Source organism: Shewanella sp. UCD-KL21, from assembly GCF_001957135.1.
Taxonomy (GTDB): domain Bacteria; phylum Pseudomonadota; class Gammaproteobacteria; order Enterobacterales; family Shewanellaceae; genus Shewanella.
Map to the genome: position 1 here is coordinate 39,957 of NZ_MPHK01000016.1, position 18,050 is coordinate 58,006.

Sequence of the window (18,050 nt, forward strand, 5' to 3'; positions counted from 1 at the left end):
CCCGATATTAAGAAGATAAAGTACGTATCAAGTTAGCATAATCTTCTTTAATGTCATGACTTTCTTCACGTAACTGAGCAATTTTTCTGCATGCATGTAATACGGTAGTATGATCACGACCACCAAATGCGTCACCAATTTCAGGCAAGCTTTGGTTAGTTAACTCTTTTGATAATGCCATCGCCACTTGGCGTGGTCTGGCAACACTGCGCGAACGGCGCTTAGATAACATGTCAGCCATTTTAATTTTGTAATATTCAGCAACGGTTTTCTGAATATTATCAATAGTGACTAACTTTTCTTGTAACGCCAGTAAATCACGTAATGCTTCACGGACAAAATCAATGGTAATGGGTCTACCAGTAAAATTCGCATTCGCAATAACGCGATTTAATGCGCCTTCTAATTCACGCACGTTTGAGCGTAAACGCTTAGCAATAAAGAATGCCACTTCATCAGGCAGATTAATGCCGCTCTCTTGTGCTTTACGCATTAAGATCGCCACACGGGTTTCAAGTTCTGGTGGTTCAATGGCAACGGTTAGGCCCCAACCAAAACGAGATTTTAAGCGATCTTCAACACCATCGATTTCCTTGGGATATTTATCCGAAGTTAAAATAACTTGATGGTTACCTTCAAGCAAAGCGTTAAAGGTATGGAAAAATTCTTCTTGAGAACGATCTTTATTGGCAAAAAATTGAATGTCATCAATAAATAATGCATCAACACTGCGGTAGTAACGTTTGAAATCTTCAATGGCGTTATTTTGCAGTGCTTTAACCATGTCCTGAACAAAGCGCTCAGAATGCATGTAAACCACTTTGGCATTGGGATTATTTTTGATGATCCCATTACCAACAGCGTGTAATAAATGGGTTTTACCTAAACCAGTGCCACCATATAAAAATAGTGGGTTATAAGCGCCACCTGGATTTTCAGCCACTTGTAGTGCAGCCGCTTTACCCAGTTGGTTTGATTTACCTTCAACAAAATTATCAAACTGGTAAGTCGGATTAATGTTACTGCGATGGTTAGCATGCTCAACCGGTTCAGCTTGAGTATTAAACGAAGTACTAACGCGCGCTTTAGTATGGGTATTTTGAGGTTTCTTTATTTCAGCAATCACTGGCGCCGCAGGTTTAGCTGCAGACGGACGACTACCAATATCAAAACGCAGCTTAGGCGCATTGCCACCTAACTGTTCAGTGAAAAATTGATTAATGATATTGATGTACTTATCGCGAACCCAATCGAGTACAAAACGATTCGGCGCATAAAGTACCAAGGTATCACCATCCATTTCAGCTTGCAGCGGACGGATCCACATACTGAATTGCTGCGCAGACAATTCGTCTTGCAGTCTGCCGATACATTGTTGCCACAGTGAAACCGCCACTAAAAATCCTTAAATACCGTTTGTTGAAGGAGGGGTATTCTATCGTTAGATCTCAATGATCGCTATCGATAAAAAAAATTTTATCCCCAAGCTGATCATTGTATGTGGATATCTGTGATCTTTGAAGATCAAAATCGATCTATTTATTATGAATTGTTCATAGATCCTGCTTTATTAACCGATCAACATTGATCTATAATAACGCGGCTTTGATCTAGTAAAACTATCTTAGATCCACTACATATTGTGTTGGTACACAGAGTTATCCACATCCTGTGGTAGATTTTTAGGGTACTGATCAAAGTTAAATTGGTAAAAATTGTTCATATAGTCATTTTCCTAGTTGACGGTAGTGATTAAAGTGATTACAATTCGGCCTCTTTTTTGTCCTTGCGTCTTATTTCAAGAATGTAAGGTTTATTAACTACTAAATATACGGATTGCCAAAATGAGTAAACGTACTTTTCAACCAAGCAACCTGAAGCGTAAGCGTTCTCACGGCTTCCGCGCACGTATGGCCACTGTAGGCGGCCGTAAAGTGATTGCACGTCGTCGTGCAAAAGGTCGCGCTCGTTTATCTGCTTAATCAGTAGATATTCATAGTGACTAGCTATGCTTTTACGCGGGAGTTGCGTTTGCTAACTCCCGCGCAATTCAAATCTGTATTTTCAAATCCCATCAAAGCATCTTCTGCTGAAATAACTCTGCTTGCTATTCCAAATTCAGAGCAACATCCTCGTATTGGATTAACTGTCGCAAAACGTTTTGTTAAAAATGCCAGTGACCGAAATCGTATTAAACGAGTGATAAGAACTAATTTCCGTTTACACCAGCATGATATTCCAGACCTTGATATAGTTGTCTTGGTAAGAAATGGCGTGGTCGATATGGAAAATGCAGACTTACATAAATTAATAGAGAAGTTATGGCGCAAACTCAGTCGCCGTTACAATGGTTAGCCACAAAGGCTATTCGTGGCTACCAACTCTTTATCAGCCCTATGCTGGGACCCCGCTGTAGATTCAATCCAACGTGCTCTTATTATGCAATTGATGCAATAAAAACGCATGGAACTGCGAAAGGTTGTTGGCTTGCGGCGAAACGCATACTAAAATGTCACCCTTTACATCCCGGCGGAAGTGATCCCGTCCCCCCTAAAAACGACAGGTGTAACAAATAGGCTATGGAATCTCAACGTAATTTAATGCTTATCGCTCTGCTTTTTGTCAGCTTTTTAATGTGGCAAGCATGGCAAGACGATAAAGCCCCGCAACCAGTAGCGGCCCAAACAACGTCACAGACTACTAATGTTGCGTCACAAAACGTTAGCGATGTACCAGAGGCTGATGCAGGCATGCCTGTTCAATTACCTGCTACACAAAATTTAATTACTGTGAAAACAGATCAACTAGACATTAAAATCAGCCCAGTAGGCGGTGATATTGTTTATGCAGCATTAGTTGATCATAAAGTTGAAATCGACAGTGATGACCCATTCGTAATACTTGAACAAAATGGTTCATTTAATTACATCTCACAAAGTGGTCTTATTGGCCGCGATGGTATTGATAGCAGCCGCCATGGTCGCGCTCAATTTTCAGCAGAATCTGAAAATTATGTGTTAGCCGATGGCCAAGACTCTTTATCAGTACAGCTTAATTATGTTGACGCTAACGGCGCAGCATATACCAAAGTATTTACCTTCACCCGTGGTCAATTTGATGTGACTGTTGATTACAATGTAAACAACACCACTTCAGCACCGCTGCAAATGCAAATGTATGGTCAAATAAAACAAACTGTACAAGCATCTGAAAGCAGCATGATGATGCCTACTTACCGTGGTGCAGCATTCTCGACTAGCGATGTGCGTTACGAAAAGTATGACTTTGATGACATAGCAAAAAGTAACCTTAACCAACAGACACTCGGTGGTTGGGCTGCAATGCTACAACACTACTTTGTATCAGCTTGGGTGCCACCTGCAGCTGATTCAAATACTATTTTTACCAGTATGAGTGCTGGCGGCCAAGCCAATGTTGGTTTCCGCGGCGCAGTACATGATATTGCACCAGGTGCACAGCAAACCATTAGTGCCCAATTCTATGTTGGCCCTAAAAACCAAGAAGCTTTATCTAAAATTTCTGAAACATTAAACCTTGTTGTAGATTATGGTTTCCTTTGGTGGTTAGCGATTCCAATTCACTGGTTATTGATGTTCTATCAATCATTTGTGGGTAACTGGGGTGTGGCAATTATTTTAATTACCCTAACCGTGCGTGGTCTTTTATACCCGCTAACCAAAGCACAATACTCGTCAATGGCTAAAATGCGTAACTTGCAGCCTAAACTGACTGAGATGAAAGAACGCTTAGGTGATGACCGCCAGAAAATGGGTCAAGCCATGATGGAGCTGTATAAGAAAGAGAAAGTTAACCCTATGGGTGGCTGTCTTCCTATCTTGCTGCAAATGCCTATTTTCATCGCCTTATATTGGGTATTACTAGAAAGCTATGAATTACGCCATGCGCCATTCATGCTTTGGATTACCGATTTATCGGTTCAAGATCCTTACTATGTATTACCATTATTAATGGGTGTGTCTATGTGGTTAATGCAAAGAATGCAACCAATGGCACCGACTATGGATCCGATGCAAGTGAAAATGATGCAGTGGATGCCAGTTATCTTTACCGTGTTCTTCCTATGGTTCCCAGCCGGTCTAGTTCTATACTGGTTAGTAGGTAACTTAGTCGCCATTACACAACAAAAGATTATTTATGCAGGTTTAGAGAAAAAAGGCTTAAAATAAGTCATAGCTCAAACTGATATAATCAACAAAGGCGGCTATTAAGCCGCCTTTTCCTTTACTATTTTCAACAAGGTTTTCCTCAATGACAGACACTATCGTGGCACAAGCAACCGCACCAGGTCGTGGCGGCGTAGGTATCATTCGTATTTCAGGCGATAAAGCCACGGCAGTCGCACATAGCGTATTAGGCCATTTACCTAAAACCCGTTATGCCGATTACTGTGATTTTAAAAGCGCGTCAGGCGAGGTCATTGATCAGGGAATCGCACTGTTTTTTAAAGGACCTAACTCCTTTACCGGTGAAGATGTATTAGAGCTTCAAGGCCATGGCGGCCAAATTGTGCTTGATATGCTGATCAAACGCGTAATGGAAGTTGATGGACTGCGTATCGCCAAGCCAGGTGAATTCAGTGAACAAGCTTTTATGAACGACAAGCTGGATTTAACCCAAGCTGAAGCTATTGCCGATTTGATTGATGCCACCAGTGAACAAGCCGCTAAGAGCGCGTTAAACTCACTTCAGGGCGAGTTTTCTGATGAAGTGCATCAATTAGTCGAGCAAGTGACTAATTTGCGCTTATACGTGGAAGCAGCCATTGATTTCCCTGATGAAGAAGTCGACTTTTTATCTGACGGTAAAATTGCTAACTCACTGTATAACATCATCGCCAAATTAGACTTAGTGCAAGCCAGTGCCAAACAAGGCTCAATTATTCGTGAAGGCATGAAAGTGGTGATTGCTGGTCGTCCAAATGCCGGTAAATCAAGCCTATTAAATGCCCTAGCAGGTAAAGAGTCTGCTATTGTCACTGAAATTGCGGGGACTACCCGTGATGTGCTGCGCGAGCATATTCACCTTGATGGCATGCCACTGCATATTATTGATACTGCAGGTTTACGTGACACCGCTGATACCGTTGAAAAAATCGGTATTGAGCGTGCGTGGGATGAGATAGCAACCGCCGATAGAGTGTTATTTATGGTTGATGGCACCACCACCACCGATGTAAATCCTCACGATATTTGGCCAGATTTTATTGACCGTTTACCGAAAAAACTCGGTGTCACGGTTATTCGTAACAAAGCTGACTTAACCGGTGAACCAGTAATGACCACCGATGAACATGGCTACAGCGTTTACCGCATATCAGCGAAAACAGGCCTCGGGGTTGAAGAGCTCAAACAGCACCTTAAATCATTAATGGGTTATCAAAGTAACCTTGAAGGCGGTTTTATTGCCCGTCGTCGCCATTTAGAAGCGTTAGATTTAGCTGCAAGTCACTTACAACTGGGTAAAGAGCAATTAGAAGTGTATTTAGCCGGTGAGTTATTAGCCGAAGAATTACGTATGTGCCAAATGGCGCTATCTGAAATTACCGGTAAGTTCACCTCTGATGATCTACTGGGTAAAATCTTTAGCTCATTCTGTATTGGTAAATAGGATCGCTCATGACATTGGCAAATAAAGTTATCGTGCTCGATTTCGAAACCACAGGCTTATCACCTAATAATGCAGATCGCGCCATCGAAATTGGTGCGGTAAAACTGATTGATGGTGAGATCGTCGATAGCTTTCAAGAATTAATGAATCCCGGCCGATCGGTAAACAGCTTTATTGAAAACTACACAGGCATCACCAATGCCATGCTTAAAGAGGCAGATTCTTGTGAAGCAGTCATGACTCGCTTTGCCAATTTTATTGAAGACTTTAACTTAGTGGCCCATAACGCCAGCTTTGATAAGAAGTTTTTAGATGCCGAGTTTGAGCATTGTCAGCAACAATATTCTGGTCAATTTGCCTGTTCATTATTATTGTCGCGCCGCATTAGCCAAGATGCGCCCAACCATAAATTAGGCACCTTAGTTGAATATCATCAACTACCCAATGATGGCGTTTTTCACCGCGCATTAGCCGATGCCACCATGACGGCGCATTTATGGAATCATCAACTGCAGCTGCTGCAACAGCAACTCCCCCATAAAGCGATTACTTTTGAGCTGATTAACCAGATTTCAAAGCGCCCTAAAGCCCAAGTTAGTGGTTACTTACAATCTTTATAACGGCTAACTTATTAACGCATTATACGGCTCGTTAAGGCAATTCTGCGGCGAGCTTATCCACCAGTAACCTCACTTTGGGTGACAAATGCCGATTGTGAGGATACAAAGCCCAAATCCCCTCTTGTTGCTGCTTATAAGATTCTAAAATAACCGAAAGCTGACCCGCTGCTATCGCCTCTGCCACGTAATAACCTGGCAATTGCACAATCCCCAAGCCTTTAATGGCCGCATTAAGCAAACTAATACCGCTACTGCACTGCAAATTCCCCTGCACTTTAATACTTCTTACTTGGCCCTGTTCATTAAAATGCCAGTGCGGCTGCGAGCCAACTAAACAATTGTGCTGCGTTAACTCTGATAATGAATACGGCGCGCCGAAACGATTAATGTAATCAGGGGCTGCGCAAACAAACTGCTCACGGCTGGTTAAACGCTTTGCCATCATGCTCGAATCAGGTAAGCGCCCTAACCTAATCGCTAAATCATAGCCGCCTTCCACTAAATCTAACTGCCTGTTCGTTAACTCACAAATCACTTCAACATCTGGGTGTTGCTGCATATAGTCAGTCACTATCGGCATCACAAATGACTCACCATAGGTCACAGGCGCAGTAAGTTTAATTAACCCTTGGGGTTTATTTTGCAAACTACTAATTGCCCGCTCAGCTTCTTCAAGACCATCAATAACCTGACGACAATGACGATAAAATATTTGCCCTTCTTCAGTTAACGACACTTTACGGGTAGTGCGATAAAACAATTTGGTGCTTAATCTGTTTTCAATTTGACTGATTTGGCGACTGACTTGGGCGGTCGAAATCGCTAAACGCTTACCCGCTGCGGTAAAACTGTCGGTTTCAGCCACAGCCACAAACTCGTAAACCCCTTCCCATGGCAACATTATTACCACCTCGTAAAAGTAATTTGCATTTATAGCCCATTATCAACTGACAGAAAATAAATACAATAGATCCATCATCTACTGAGCCTCATCTACACTAAGTAGATCCACTTTTATGGTTAACGTTAAAAGGACAAACACTATGTCAGCACAATTTATGAAATCTAAGGCCGCTATTGCATGGGGACCAGGACAGCCATTATCGGTTGAAGAAGTCGATGTTATGTACCCAAAAGCCGGTGAAGTAATGGTAAAAATCATTGCTTCGGGTGTTTGTCATACCGATGCATTTACCTTATCGGGCGACGATCCTGAAGGAGTTTTCCCAGCGATTTTAGGTCACGAAGGTGGCGGCGTTGTTGAAATGGTGGGTGAAGGTGTCACTAGCGTACAAGTCGGCGACCATGTTATTCCGCTATACACCGCAGAATGCGGCAAATGTAAATTCTGTACTTCAGGTAAAACCAACCTTTGTAGCGCAGTACGTGAAACTCAAGGTAAAGGCTTAATGCCAGACGGTACGACCCGTTTTTATAAAGATGGTCTGCCAATTTTCCACTATATGGGCTGCTCAACCTTCTCTGAATACACTGTATTACCTGAAATTTCATTGGCGAAAGTGAATAAAGATGCGCCTTTAGAAGAGGTGTGTTTATTAGGTTGCGGTGTCACTACCGGTATGGGCGCCGTATTAAATACAGCCAAAGTGCAAAAGGGCGACACTGTAGCCATTTTCGGTTTAGGCGGCATTGGCTTATCAGCCATTATTGGCGCCACCATGGCGGGTGCCAGCCGTATTATAGGTATTGATTTAAATGAATCAAAATTTGAGTTAGCCACCAAACTTGGCGCTACAGATTGCATTAATCCGAAAAACTTTGATAAGCCAATTCAAGAAGTGATTGTGGAAATGACTGATGGCGGCGTCGATTTCTCATTTGAATGTATCGGTAACGTCAACGTGATGCGCAGCGCGTTAGAGTGTTGTCATAAAGGTTGGGGCGAGTCTGTGATTATCGGCGTTGCTGGTGCTGGCCAAGAAATCTCAACCCGTCCATTCCAACTAGTTACTGGTCGAGTGTGGAAAGGTAGCGCCTTTGGCGGCGTTAAAGGTCGCAGTGAATTACCGGGTATTGTTGAGCAATACTTAAATGGCGAATTTAAATTAGACCACTTCATTACCCATACAATGGGGCTTGAAGGCATAAATGATGCCTTTGATTTAATGCACAGCGGTGAAAGTATCCGTTCAGTCATTCACTTCGATAAGTAAATCTTATTGTTGTATGGGATTAATATCATGCCCTTAACCTTAGGCTAAGGGCATTTTTATCATAAGCGATCAATCAAATGACTTTAGAAAACGTCAGTAGTAATAAAATGTTCGGTGGCTGGTTAAAACAATATAGCCATCATTCCGATACGCTAAATTGCCAAATGCGCTTTGCTATTTACCTGCCGCCACAAGCGGCATCGCAAAAAGTGCCAGTTCTATATTGGTTGTCAGGCCTCACCTGCACCGACGAAAACGTGATGCAAAAATCTGGCATTCAACGAGTTGCTGCAGAGCTTGGTATTGCTATTGTGGCTCCAGACACCAGCCCGCGCGGCGAAAATGTCGCAGATGATGCCAATGGCGCTTATGATTTTGGTTTAGGCGCCGGATTTTATCTCAATGCCAGCCAAGCGCCCTTTAATACCCACTATCAAATGTATGACTATGTGGTAAAAGAATTGCCAGCCTTTATTGAGCAGCATTTTCCGGTATCGAGTATGCGCAGCATCAGTGGCCACTCTATGGGCGGTCATGGCGCAATAACCATAGGACTTAAAAATCCGCAGCAATATCAATCTATTTCAGCGTTTAGTCCGATCTGTAATCCGATAAATTGCCCTTGGGGACAAAAGGCCTTTAACGGTTATTTAGGAGCAGATCAAACAAGCTGGGCTGAATATGACAGCAGCGAGTTAATGAAAAGCTCGATGGTTAAAGTACCTATGCTGGTGGATCAAGGCACTGAAGATAACTTTCTAGTTGAACAACTAAAACCTGAAAGCTTAATTGAAGCCGCTAAAGCTCAGCAATACCCGCTGACATTACGTATGCAGGAAGGCTATGATCACAGTTACTTCTTTATCAGTAGCTTTATTGAAGATCATTTACGCTTTCACGCAAAGCACTTAATAAAGTAACCAATAAGCCCACAAGTCGTAAATAAGTCACCTTGTATTATGACCGGACATAAAAAAGGGAGTGATCATTCACTCCCTTTTCTTATCTATTTTATTCAAATTCAACTTGTTAGTTAATTTTATGCCGCAAGTTTAGCAAAATACTTCTTTGCTGCAGCTCTGACTTTAGGCGCCAATAAAATTGCCGAAGTCATGGTTGGTATTGCCATTAAGGCATAGGCAGCATCAATAATATTGACGATTTCTTGAATGGTTGCAGTGGCAGCAAACAAAATAGCTAATAAGAAAAACAGCTGATAAAAGCGTAATCGCTTACGTCCAAATAGAAATGCAAAGCACTGACCACCATAAAATGCTTGGGTAAATATGGTACTAATACTAAAAAATACCACACAAAGGATCAGTAAATACGGGCCAACACCGGGCATAGTAGCCTCAAAAGCTTGCGCAGATAAATTTACTCCCTCGGCTTCACTTCCTTGCCACACCCCCGAGATTAAAATGATCATTGCCGTCGCGGTGCACACCAATAAGGTATCAATAGCAGGGCCCAGCATGGCCACTAAGCCTTCTTTTACCGGTTCATTGGTTTTGGCACTACCATGCGCCATTACCTCAGTGCCAATACCCGCTTCATTTGAAAAAGCCGCTCGGCGAATACCGATCAACATGGTTCCCAATATGCCACCACCAACCGAATTAAGTGAAAATGCTTCAGTGATGATCAACTTAAAATAACTCGGTATATCAGCAATATTGACAGCAATAACATAAAAAGCGCAGCCCATATAAATCAGGATCATTAACGGCACCACTTTTGTTGCCACCGAAGCAATACGTTTAATGCCACCTAAGATGACGCTGGCAACGATCAACATCACCACAATCCCTAAGCTTAAATCCACCCAAAAAGTGGATTGATCACTGGGGAAATAGCCAGGTTTGACAATTAGCCACTCACGAATAATCTGCACTAATTGATTTGCATTGAATAATGGAAAATTACCAACAAGGCCAACAACACAAAAAAATACCGCTAAAAAGTGCCATTTTTTGCTTAAACCTTGGGTGATGATGTACATGGGACCGCCCTGCACATCACCATTTTCGTCCTTGCCGCGATACATAATGGCTAAGGTACAGGTGAAAAATTTAGTCGCCATTCCCACAATCGCGCTAATCCACATCCAAAAAATGGCACCGGGCCCACCCACCATAATCGCCACGGCAACACTGCCAATATTCCCCATACCAACGGTGCCGGCCATGGCACTGGATAACGCCCCTGCGTGACTAATATGTCCCACAGCGCCTTTATCAGGATGTTTACCACGGACAATATTGATGGCGTGGCCAATGTAGCGAAAAGGAATAAAACGTGAATAAATCAGGAAGAAAAGCCCACCACCTACCAGTAAAACCAGCATGTGAGGCCCCCATGCTAAATCAGCCATTTGAGCCGTTATTGAAACCAGAGACATAATAAAAGTTAATTTTTTGTTAATTGTAATTATTGAAAATACGGATAAAAACCACTTTGTGCAATGCTAAATAGGCGTAAACTAAGCCTATAAGTAGCGTTTAACAGTAATAATCTAGGATAAAACATGGCAAAAATAGACATTTTAGTGGGCTCAACTCAAGGCGGAACCGAATATGTGGCCGACGATATGGCGGCTCAGCTTAACGAAATAGGCCACCAAAGCTGCATTCATTTAGCCGCAAACTTGGATGATCTTGACCCTAAATCACTGTGGATCATTGTCAGTTCAACTCATGGCGCAGGCGATCTTCCAGACAATTTAGCGCCTTTTTATCAGCAGTTATTGGCCTCAAATAGCGATCTCAGTGAGCTAAAATTTGCTTTGTGCGCAATTGGCGACTCAAGTTACGACACTTTTTGTCTTGGGCCTGAAAAAATAATTTCAAGACTCGATCAGTTAGGTGCCAAACCGTTTGTGAATAAGATCCAAATTGATGTTCAAAAGGATCCTGTTCCAGAAGATCCGGCACTAGCTTGGCTTTCAGAGTGGCAATCTTCTATTTAGATCCCTAAAAAACCAGATAACTTGGTTAACATCTTTATTTATACCCACAATAACAACCTATCTTATCCACAAAAAGCAAAATACGATCATAACTTTGTGGATAAGCTATTATTTTTACCGATCATAACGCTGTACAGATCTTAAGGTGATCTGCTCGAAGATCACCCCTGTGGATAACTAGTCGATCTATCCCCAAGTTATATTGAGTTTGATCCTTCATTGATCACAGGATCGTTTTGTCGTTAACCCATGAAAATAAACAGATAAATGAGTTACCCACAGAAAAGTGCGATCCTAATAGTAATAGTAATAAAAAGATCTATTTAAAGATCTTAAGATCTATTAAGCCAAGCCCGTTAGATCGAAACTAGAAAATTGATCATTCCCGAAAAGCAAACCAAGTGCTAAAATACTCGGCTCAAGCAAGCCCTAGATTTGAAATCTAGTTAAAAATTGCAATATCAAATTTACTTTTATCCAAGGTCACAAAATGCATTTTCATGAACGGTTTGATGTAATTGTTGTTGGTGGTGGTCATGCCGGAACTGAAGCTGCCCTAGCAGCGGCAAGAATGGGATCAAAAACATTATTGTTAACACATAACATTGATACTTTAGGTCAAATGTCGTGTAACCCTGCCATCGGTGGTATTGGAAAAGGTCATTTAGTTAAAGAAATTGATGCTCTTGGTGGTGCAATGGCCACTGCAACCGATTTTGCAGGTATCCAATTTCGAACATTAAATTCCAGTAAGGGCCCTGCAGTCAGAGCCACTCGTGCTCAAGCTGACCGAGCGCTTTACCGTCAAAAAATCCAACAGATTTTACAACACCAGCCTAATTTACGTATTTTCCAACAAGCGGTAGACGACTTAGTTGTTGAAAATAATACTGTAATTGGCGTAGTCACTCAGATGGGTCTCGCTTTTGAAGCGCCAAGCGTAGTGTTAACTACAGGCACTTTCCTCAGTGGTAAAATCCATATTGGTTTAGAAAATTACAGTGGTGGCCGAGCAGGTGATCCGCCAGCGATTGCCTTAGCAAATCGATTAAAAGAATTGCCTATTCGTGTGGGACGTTTAAAAACCGGTACTCCACCACGAATTGACGCCAATAGCATTGATTTTTCCAAGATGGCTGAGCAAAAAGGTGATTCACCTTTACCAGTTATGTCGTTTATTGGTGATGTCAGTCAACACCCTGAACAAGTCTCTTGTTATATCACTCATACCAATGAAAAAACTCACGATATTATTCGTGGAGGTATGGATCGTAGCCCAATGTATTCAGGGGTGATCGAAGGCATTGGACCACGTTATTGTCCATCGATCGAAGATAAAATTAATCGCTTTGCAGATAAGTCATCACATCAGATCTTTATCGAACCTGAAGGCTTAACCACCAATGAGATCTATCCCAATGGGATCTCAACCAGTTTGCCATTTGATGTGCAATTGAATTTGGTGCGATCAATTCAAGGTATGGAGAATGCAGAAATCATTCGTCCTGGTTACGCTATTGAATATGATTATTTTGATCCAAGAGATTTAAAAAACTCACTTGAGACTAAAAATATCAATGGTTTGTTCTTTGCTGGACAAATTAACGGTACAACCGGTTATGAAGAAGCCGGTGCTCAAGGATTACTCGCCGGTATGAACGCGTCATTGCAAGTTCAAGGCAAAGAGACTTGGTGCCCACGCCGCGACCAAGCTTACCTTGGGGTGTTAGTTGATGACTTATCAACCTTAGGTACCAAAGAACCTTACCGTATGTTCACCAGTCGTGCTGAATATCGTTTGCTACTGCGTGAAGACAATGCTGATTTACGTTTGACTGAAAAAGGCCGTGAATTAGGTTTAGTTGATGATCATCGCTGGGCATTATTCAGTGAAAAGATGGAGTCCATTGAAACTGAGCTGCAACGCTTACGTGGTCAGTGGGTTCATAATAATTCACCTTTGCTTGATGTATTAAACCCTGAGCTTAATACCCCTATTTCTCGTGAAGCATCATTTGAAGATCTACTTCGTCGTCCTGAAATGGATTATAAAAAATTAATGAGTTTGGAAGGTTTTGGACCGGGGATTGAAGATCCACGTGCTGCAGAGCAAGTTCAAATTCAAGTGAAGTACTCTGGTTACATTCAAAGACAGCAAGGTGAAATTGATAAAGCGATTCGTCATGAAACCACCATGTTGCCGCTTGATCTTGATTATCAAGAAGTACCAGGCCTTTCAAATGAAGTGATCGCCAAGATGAATGAGCATAAACCTGAAACCATTGGTCAAGCATCAAGAATTTCAGGAATGACCCCAGCTGCGATCTCAATCTTGCTGGTTCATCTTAAAAAGCGTGGTTTATTGCGTAAAAGCGCATAAATCCCAGCAAAAAGTTGTCTTTTGACCAATAAGGGAAGCTTTGAGGCTTCCCTTAGTCATTTTCGCCATTCATAATACCCGATGATTTTATTATTCCCATTGCTTTTCGAGGTCACTCAGCGTGCTAGCAACTCAACTTAAAACCTATTTAGCTGAAACAAATATTTCAGCCACAGAGACACAGCAAAAACAACTGGTTGATTTTGTTGCCATGCTGAATAAGTGGAATAAAGCCTATAACTTGACCTCGGTTAGAGATCCTGAACAGATGTTAATCCGACATGTGATGGACAGTTTGGTGGTTTCTCCTTATCTTAAGGGACAACGCTTTATTGATGTAGGAACCGGACCCGGTTTACCAGGGATCCCATTGGCCATTTTAAATCCGGATAAAGAGTTTGTATTACTCGATAGTTTAGGTAAACGGATCCGTTTTCAAAAACAGGTTCAATTTGAATTAAAAATAAATAACATCACTTCAATTGAAAGTCGTGTTGAAGCGTATGAGCCTGAGCAAAAATTTGATGGCGTCATCAGCCGCGCCTTTGCATCAATCGAAGATATGCTCAGCTGGTGTCATCATCTTCCTGCTGCTGATGGTATTTTTTACGCCCTTAAAGGTCAGCTTAGTGATACTGAGTTAGCGACAATTCCTCAGGGTTTTGAAATAGCAGAAACGATAGTGCTTAATGTGCCAAAGCTAGATGAACAAAGACATCTATTAAAGCTGGTTAATAAAAAATAACCATAGCTAATAATTTATATTATCGGACATCGTAAATCAGTCATTAGGGTGAACTTGTGGGTAAAGTAATTGCCGTTGCCAATCAAAAAGGTGGCGTAGGAAAAACAACAACTTGTGTAAATTTAGCAGCATCACTTGCAGCCACAAAGCGCAAAGTGTTGTTAATTGATCTTGATCCACAAGGTAATGCCACTATGGGCAGTGGCGTCGATAAATACGATGTTGAAAACACCGCTTATGAATTATTAGTCGAAGAAAAGCCCTTCGATGACATAGTGATCAAAAACACGTCAGGTAAATACGATCTGATCGCAGCCAATGGTGATGTTACCGCTGCCGAAATCAAATTAATGGAGTTTTTTGCCCGAGAAATTCGTTTAAAAAATGCCATTGCAGCTGTTAAAGATGATTACGATTACATTTTTATTGATTGCCCGCCTTCATTGAATATGTTGACCGTTAATGCCATGTCAGCGGCTGACTCGGTACTGGTACCAATGCAATGTGAGTATTATGCATTGGAAGGCTTAACTGCCTTAATTGATACCATCACTAAACTGGGCGCCATGGTTAATCCTAGCCTTAGTATCGAAGGGATTTTACGCACCATGTACGATCCGCGAAATCGTTTATCCAATGACGTGTCTGATCAATTAAAACAACATTTTGGTGAAAAAGTGTATCGCACGGTTATTCCAAGAAATATCCGTCTTGCAGAAGCGCCAAGTTTTGGGGCGCCAGCAATGTATTACGATAAATCCAGTGCTGGGGCCAAAGCCTATTTAGCACTGGCTGGCGAAATCATTCGCCGTGCTGAGCAACAAACAGAATCTAAGTAAGTATTAAGTGTAAGGGAATAAAATGACGTTAAAAAAACGCGGTTTAGGAAAAGGCTTAGATGCATTATTGAGTAACAGTAGTGCTGCCAGTCGCAAAGCTGAACTTACACAACCTAAAGCTGAAGTCAGTGAGCCACAAGTGGTTGCTGAAGACGGTTTACTGATGCTTGATCTCGATTTGCTGCAATCAGGTAAATATCAGCCTCGTAAAGATATGTCACCTGAAGCACTCGATGAACTGGCTGAGTCGATCCGCTCACAAGGGGTTATTCAACCGATTGTAGTGCGTAAGGTTGATGATACCAAGTATGAGATTATTGCCGGCGAACGTCGCTGGAGAGCCGCTCAAATAGCTCAATTAGACAAAGTACCTTGTATCGTTAAACAAGTTGCAGATGAAGCTGCGGTTGCCATCGCCTTGATTGAGAACATTCAACGTGAAGACTTAAATGCCATGGAAGAAGCCATTGCATTACAACGTTTACTCGAAGAATTTGAACTGACCCATCAACAAACGGCTGATGCCGTCGGAAAGTCTAGAGCAAGTGTGTCTAACTTATTACGCTTAAACAGTTTAAATGAGCCAGTAAAACGTTTACTGGAATATGGCGATATTGATATGGGTCATGCCAGAGCCTTGCTTGCCATTGAAGGTGAAGAGCAAACTAGCTTAGCTCGATTGGTCGCATCTAAAGAAATGACAGTTCGTGAAACTGAACGATTAGTCAATAAAGCCCTAAATCCGGCTAAAGAGCCTGAAAAAGTAACTCAAGATCATGATGTAAGCCGCTTAGAGCAACAGTTAATTGATCGATTAGGCGCAAAAGTTGCCATTAATCATGGCAGTAAAGGCAAGGGTAAGATTGTAATAAACTACCAAGATCTTGCTGAGTTAGATGGTATTATCAGTAAAATTCATTAAATTCCTCAACAAAATCATTTCAAAGGTAACTTAGTAACAAGGCGTATTTTTAACTTTTAGAGTAATTAACGTTAAATCTCGCCTTATATCACTGATAAACCTCTTATCAAAGTTGCAAACAAGGTGTGAAAAGGTATACTTTGCATGCTTTTTTTTCCCAATAGATTTATTAATAAATACATTAATAATTTAAGGAAAAATTAAGTATTAATGCGGAGATAAAAAATTGAGTAAGGTTTTAGCGCGTCGTGGCCGATGGTCAGCCTATCGAATAGTGTTGCTACAGGCGGCGATAGCTGGGGGAACTTCAATTTTCTTTTTCGCTCTGTGGGGAGCTCAGTACGGATTTTCTGCGTTAGCAGGAGGTCTTATTGCTGTACTCCCTAATTTTGTATTCGCAACCCTTGCTTTCTCTCATGCGGGAGCTAGAGCATCAAGAAAAGTCGTTTGGTCGTTTTTCTTGGGGGAAGCGGTAAAGTTGCTGCTAACCATAGTGTTATTTGCCTGTGCATTTGGCCTGTTAAATACGTCATTTATGCCGTTATTCATCAGCTATCTGTTGGCATTATTAATACCTTGGACGGCCCCTTTATACTTCAAGCAAAATTAAGTGAGATTAATCATGGCGACAACTGGTGAAGCATTAAATGCTTCCGAGTATATCCAGCATCACCTGACTAATGCGAAAATGTGTTCTGCCGATGGCGGAATCGCTTTTAACTATGCATGTCAAGATGCCGGGTTTTGGACTTGGCACATTGACTCACTTTTGTTTTCAGTAGGTCTTGGGGTTCTATTTTTGTGGGCTTTCTACAAAGTAGGACGAAAAGCAACAACTGGCGTTCCAGGCAAATTTCAATGTTTCGTTGAAATGTGTGTGGAAGGTGTAGATAAAATCGTTAAAGACTCATTCCATGGGCGTAACGCGGTTATCGCACCATTAGGTCTGACTATTTTTGTCTGGGTTTTCCTGATGAATTTAATGGACTTAATTCCGGTTGACTTTGTACCTGAAGCCGCAAACAGATTATTAGGTGTTCCTTACCTTAAAATTGTACCAACAACTGACTTAAACGTAACTCTTGGCTTAGCTTTGAGTGTGTTTGCGTTGATTGTTTTTTACAGTATTAAAGTTAAAGGATTTGGTGGTTTCACAAAAGAAATGACCTTACAACCTTTCAATCATTGGGCACTGATTCCAGTAAACTTAGTATTGGAAACAGTAACCTTGGTTGCGAAGCCGATTTCATTATCGCTTCGTCTGTTTGGTAACCTGTATGCAGGTGAGTTGATCTTTATTCTGATAGCACTGATGCCTTGGTGGGCTCAGTTTGCACTATCAGTGCCTTGGGCTATTTTCCATATTTTGGTTATTGTGCTGCAGGCGTTTATCTTCATGATGCTTACGATTGTATATCTAAGCATGGCACATGAAGAACATTAATTTAATAAAATTAGTTATTTATCGGAGATAAAATGGAAACTGTAATTAGCTTTACAGCAATAGCTGTTGCAATCATGATTGGCTTAGCAGCGCTAGGTACTGGTATTGGTTTTGCTATCTTAGGCGGCAAGTTCTTAGAAGCTTCTGCTCGTCAACCAGAACTAGCTCCAGCATTACAAACTAAAATGTTCATCGTAGCTGGTCTACTTGATGCGATCTCAATGATTGCAGTTGGTGTTGCATTATTCTTCGTATTCGCTAACCCATTCGTAGGTCAGTTACAGGCTGTTGGTTAATCGTCCCTCTTAG

19 protein-coding genes are annotated in these 18,050 nt (G+C 41.6%); 16 read left to right on the plus strand and 3 right to left on the minus strand.

Annotation, left to right across the window (positions count from 1 at the left end; translation table 11 throughout):
• Positions 1-7: 7 nt before the first annotated feature.
• Positions 8-1,396 (minus strand): chromosomal replication initiator protein DnaA, encoded by a 1,389-nt coding sequence (gene dnaA, locus BM739_RS14260; protein ID WP_076541770.1) that lies wholly within the window; start codon positions 1,394-1,396, stop codon positions 8-10.
• Positions 1,397-1,844: 448 nt separating this feature from the next.
• On the opposite strand from dnaA, the gene rpmH reads away from it, so the two are divergent.
• From rpmH to BM739_RS14290, 6 genes are all read left to right on the plus strand, one after another.
• The gene (rpmH, locus tag BM739_RS14265; RefSeq protein WP_011867659.1) at positions 1,845-1,982 is read left to right on the plus strand and encodes a 50S ribosomal protein L34; all 138 of its coding nucleotides are present in this window, start codon (positions 1,845-1,847) and stop codon (positions 1,980-1,982) included.
• A gap of 16 nt (positions 1,983-1,998) precedes the next feature.
• Positions 1,999-2,355 (plus strand): ribonuclease P protein component, encoded by a 357-nt coding sequence (gene rnpA / locus BM739_RS14270; RefSeq protein ID WP_076541772.1) that lies wholly within the window; start codon positions 1,999-2,001, stop codon positions 2,353-2,355.
• A complete protein-coding gene (gene yidD / locus BM739_RS14275) occupies positions 2,322-2,576 on the plus strand; it encodes a membrane protein insertion efficiency factor YidD (protein WP_076541774.1) in 255 nt (84 codons plus the stop codon). The genes rnpA and yidD overlap by 34 nt, the downstream gene beginning before the upstream one ends.
• Before the next feature lie 3 nt (positions 2,577-2,579).
• A complete protein-coding gene (yidC, locus tag BM739_RS14280) occupies positions 2,580-4,208 on the plus strand; it encodes a membrane protein insertase YidC (RefSeq protein WP_076541776.1) in 1,629 nt (542 codons plus the stop codon).
• 82 nt (positions 4,209-4,290) lie between these two features.
• Entirely contained in the window at positions 4,291-5,649 is a 1,359-nt protein-coding gene (gene mnmE / locus BM739_RS14285) for a tRNA uridine-5-carboxymethylaminomethyl(34) synthesis GTPase MnmE (RefSeq protein WP_076541778.1), read from the plus strand.
• Between the two features lie 8 nt (positions 5,650-5,657).
• Positions 5,658-6,269 carry a PolC-type DNA polymerase III gene (locus BM739_RS14290; protein ID WP_076541780.1) on the plus strand — a complete coding sequence of 204 codons (612 nt, stop codon included), beginning with the start codon at positions 5,658-5,660 and terminating at the stop codon, positions 6,267-6,269.
• A 31-nt stretch (positions 6,270-6,300) separates the two neighbouring features.
• Here BM739_RS14290 and BM739_RS14295 read toward each other — a convergent pair whose 3' ends face one another.
• Positions 6,301-7,170: a LysR substrate-binding domain-containing protein gene (locus BM739_RS14295; protein WP_076541782.1), complete on the minus strand. Its 870-nt coding sequence runs from the start codon at positions 7,168-7,170 to the stop codon at positions 6,301-6,303.
• Positions 7,171-7,312: 142 nt separating this feature from the next.
• Between BM739_RS14295 and BM739_RS14300 the strand changes: the two genes are divergently transcribed.
• Both BM739_RS14300 and fghA read left to right on the plus strand, forming a co-directional pair.
• On the plus strand, positions 7,313-8,443 hold the full coding sequence (locus tag BM739_RS14300; RefSeq protein WP_076541784.1) for an S-(hydroxymethyl)glutathione dehydrogenase/class III alcohol dehydrogenase: 1,131 nt from the start codon (positions 7,313-7,315) through the stop codon (positions 8,441-8,443).
• Positions 8,444-8,520: 77 nt separating this feature from the next.
• Positions 8,521-9,363 (plus strand): S-formylglutathione hydrolase, encoded by an 843-nt coding sequence (gene fghA, locus BM739_RS14305; RefSeq protein ID WP_076541786.1) that lies wholly within the window; start codon positions 8,521-8,523, stop codon positions 9,361-9,363.
• A 119-nt stretch (positions 9,364-9,482) separates the two neighbouring features.
• Here fghA and BM739_RS14310 read toward each other — a convergent pair whose 3' ends face one another.
• The gene (locus tag BM739_RS14310; protein WP_254843550.1) at positions 9,483-10,790 is read right to left on the minus strand and encodes a sodium:alanine symporter family protein; all 1,308 of its coding nucleotides are present in this window, start codon (positions 10,788-10,790) and stop codon (positions 9,483-9,485) included.
• Positions 10,791-10,970: 180 nt separating this feature from the next.
• On the opposite strand from BM739_RS14310, the gene mioC reads away from it, so the two are divergent.
• The 8 genes from mioC (at position 10,971) to atpE (ending at position 18,037) form a co-directional block, all read left to right on the plus strand.
• Positions 10,971-11,411 (plus strand): FMN-binding protein MioC, encoded by a 441-nt coding sequence (gene mioC / locus BM739_RS14315; RefSeq protein ID WP_076541790.1) that lies wholly within the window; start codon positions 10,971-10,973, stop codon positions 11,409-11,411.
• A 490-nt stretch (positions 11,412-11,901) separates the two neighbouring features.
• The gene (gene mnmG, locus BM739_RS14320; protein WP_076541792.1) at positions 11,902-13,791 is read left to right on the plus strand and encodes a tRNA uridine-5-carboxymethylaminomethyl(34) synthesis enzyme MnmG; all 1,890 of its coding nucleotides are present in this window, start codon (positions 11,902-11,904) and stop codon (positions 13,789-13,791) included.
• 121 nt (positions 13,792-13,912) lie between these two features.
• Positions 13,913-14,536 carry a 16S rRNA (guanine(527)-N(7))-methyltransferase RsmG gene (gene rsmG, locus BM739_RS14325; protein WP_076541794.1) on the plus strand — a complete coding sequence of 208 codons (624 nt, stop codon included), beginning with the start codon at positions 13,913-13,915 and terminating at the stop codon, positions 14,534-14,536.
• A 56-nt stretch (positions 14,537-14,592) separates the two neighbouring features.
• Positions 14,593-15,375 (plus strand): ParA family protein, encoded by a 783-nt coding sequence (locus tag BM739_RS14330; RefSeq protein WP_076541796.1) that lies wholly within the window; start codon positions 14,593-14,595, stop codon positions 15,373-15,375.
• A 22-nt stretch (positions 15,376-15,397) separates the two neighbouring features.
• Complete coding sequence (locus tag BM739_RS14335; protein ID WP_076541798.1) at positions 15,398-16,297, plus strand: ParB/RepB/Spo0J family partition protein; 900 nt, start codon at positions 15,398-15,400, stop codon at positions 16,295-16,297.
• Positions 16,298-16,523: 226 nt separating this feature from the next.
• Entirely contained in the window at positions 16,524-16,907 is a 384-nt protein-coding gene (locus tag BM739_RS14340; RefSeq protein WP_076541800.1) for an ATP synthase subunit I, read from the plus strand.
• Between the two features lie 12 nt (positions 16,908-16,919).
• Positions 16,920-17,741 carry a F0F1 ATP synthase subunit A gene (gene atpB, locus BM739_RS14345; RefSeq protein WP_076541877.1) on the plus strand — a complete coding sequence of 274 codons (822 nt, stop codon included), beginning with the start codon at positions 16,920-16,922 and terminating at the stop codon, positions 17,739-17,741.
• Positions 17,742-17,773: 32 nt separating this feature from the next.
• A complete protein-coding gene (atpE, locus tag BM739_RS14350) occupies positions 17,774-18,037 on the plus strand; it encodes a F0F1 ATP synthase subunit C (RefSeq protein ID WP_076541802.1) in 264 nt (87 codons plus the stop codon).
• The last annotated feature ends 13 nt before the right edge of the window (positions 18,038-18,050 follow it).

Coding starts and splice junctions, on each gene's coding strand:
- rpmH (WP_011867659.1), top strand. CDS start 1,845: ATGAGTAAACGTACTTTTCAACCAAGCAACCTGAAGCGTAAGCGTTCT.
- yidD (WP_076541774.1), top strand. CDS start 2,322: ATGGCGCAAACTCAGTCGCCGTTACAATGGTTAGCCACAAAGGCTATT.
- yidC (WP_076541776.1), top strand. CDS start 2,580: ATGGAATCTCAACGTAATTTAATGCTTATCGCTCTGCTTTTTGTCAGC.
- mnmE (WP_076541778.1), top strand. CDS start 4,291: ATGACAGACACTATCGTGGCACAAGCAACCGCACCAGGTCGTGGCGGC.
- BM739_RS14290 (WP_076541780.1), top strand. CDS start 5,658: ATGACATTGGCAAATAAAGTTATCGTGCTCGATTTCGAAACCACAGGC.
- BM739_RS14295 (WP_076541782.1), bottom strand. CDS start 7,170: ATGTTGCCATGGGAAGGGGTTTACGAGTTTGTGGCTGTGGCTGAAACC.
- BM739_RS14300 (WP_076541784.1), top strand. CDS start 7,313: ATGTCAGCACAATTTATGAAATCTAAGGCCGCTATTGCATGGGGACCA.
- fghA (WP_076541786.1), top strand. CDS start 8,521: ATGACTTTAGAAAACGTCAGTAGTAATAAAATGTTCGGTGGCTGGTTA.
- BM739_RS14310 (WP_254843550.1), bottom strand. CDS start 10,790: ATGCTGGTTTTACTGGTAGGTGGTGGGCTTTTCTTCCTGATTTATTCA.
- mioC (WP_076541790.1), top strand. CDS start 10,971: ATGGCAAAAATAGACATTTTAGTGGGCTCAACTCAAGGCGGAACCGAA.
- mnmG (WP_076541792.1), top strand. CDS start 11,902: ATGCATTTTCATGAACGGTTTGATGTAATTGTTGTTGGTGGTGGTCAT.
- BM739_RS14335 (WP_076541798.1), top strand. CDS start 15,398: ATGACGTTAAAAAAACGCGGTTTAGGAAAAGGCTTAGATGCATTATTG.
- atpB (WP_076541877.1), top strand. CDS start 16,920: ATGGCGACAACTGGTGAAGCATTAAATGCTTCCGAGTATATCCAGCAT.
- atpE (WP_076541802.1), top strand. CDS start 17,774: ATGGAAACTGTAATTAGCTTTACAGCAATAGCTGTTGCAATCATGATT.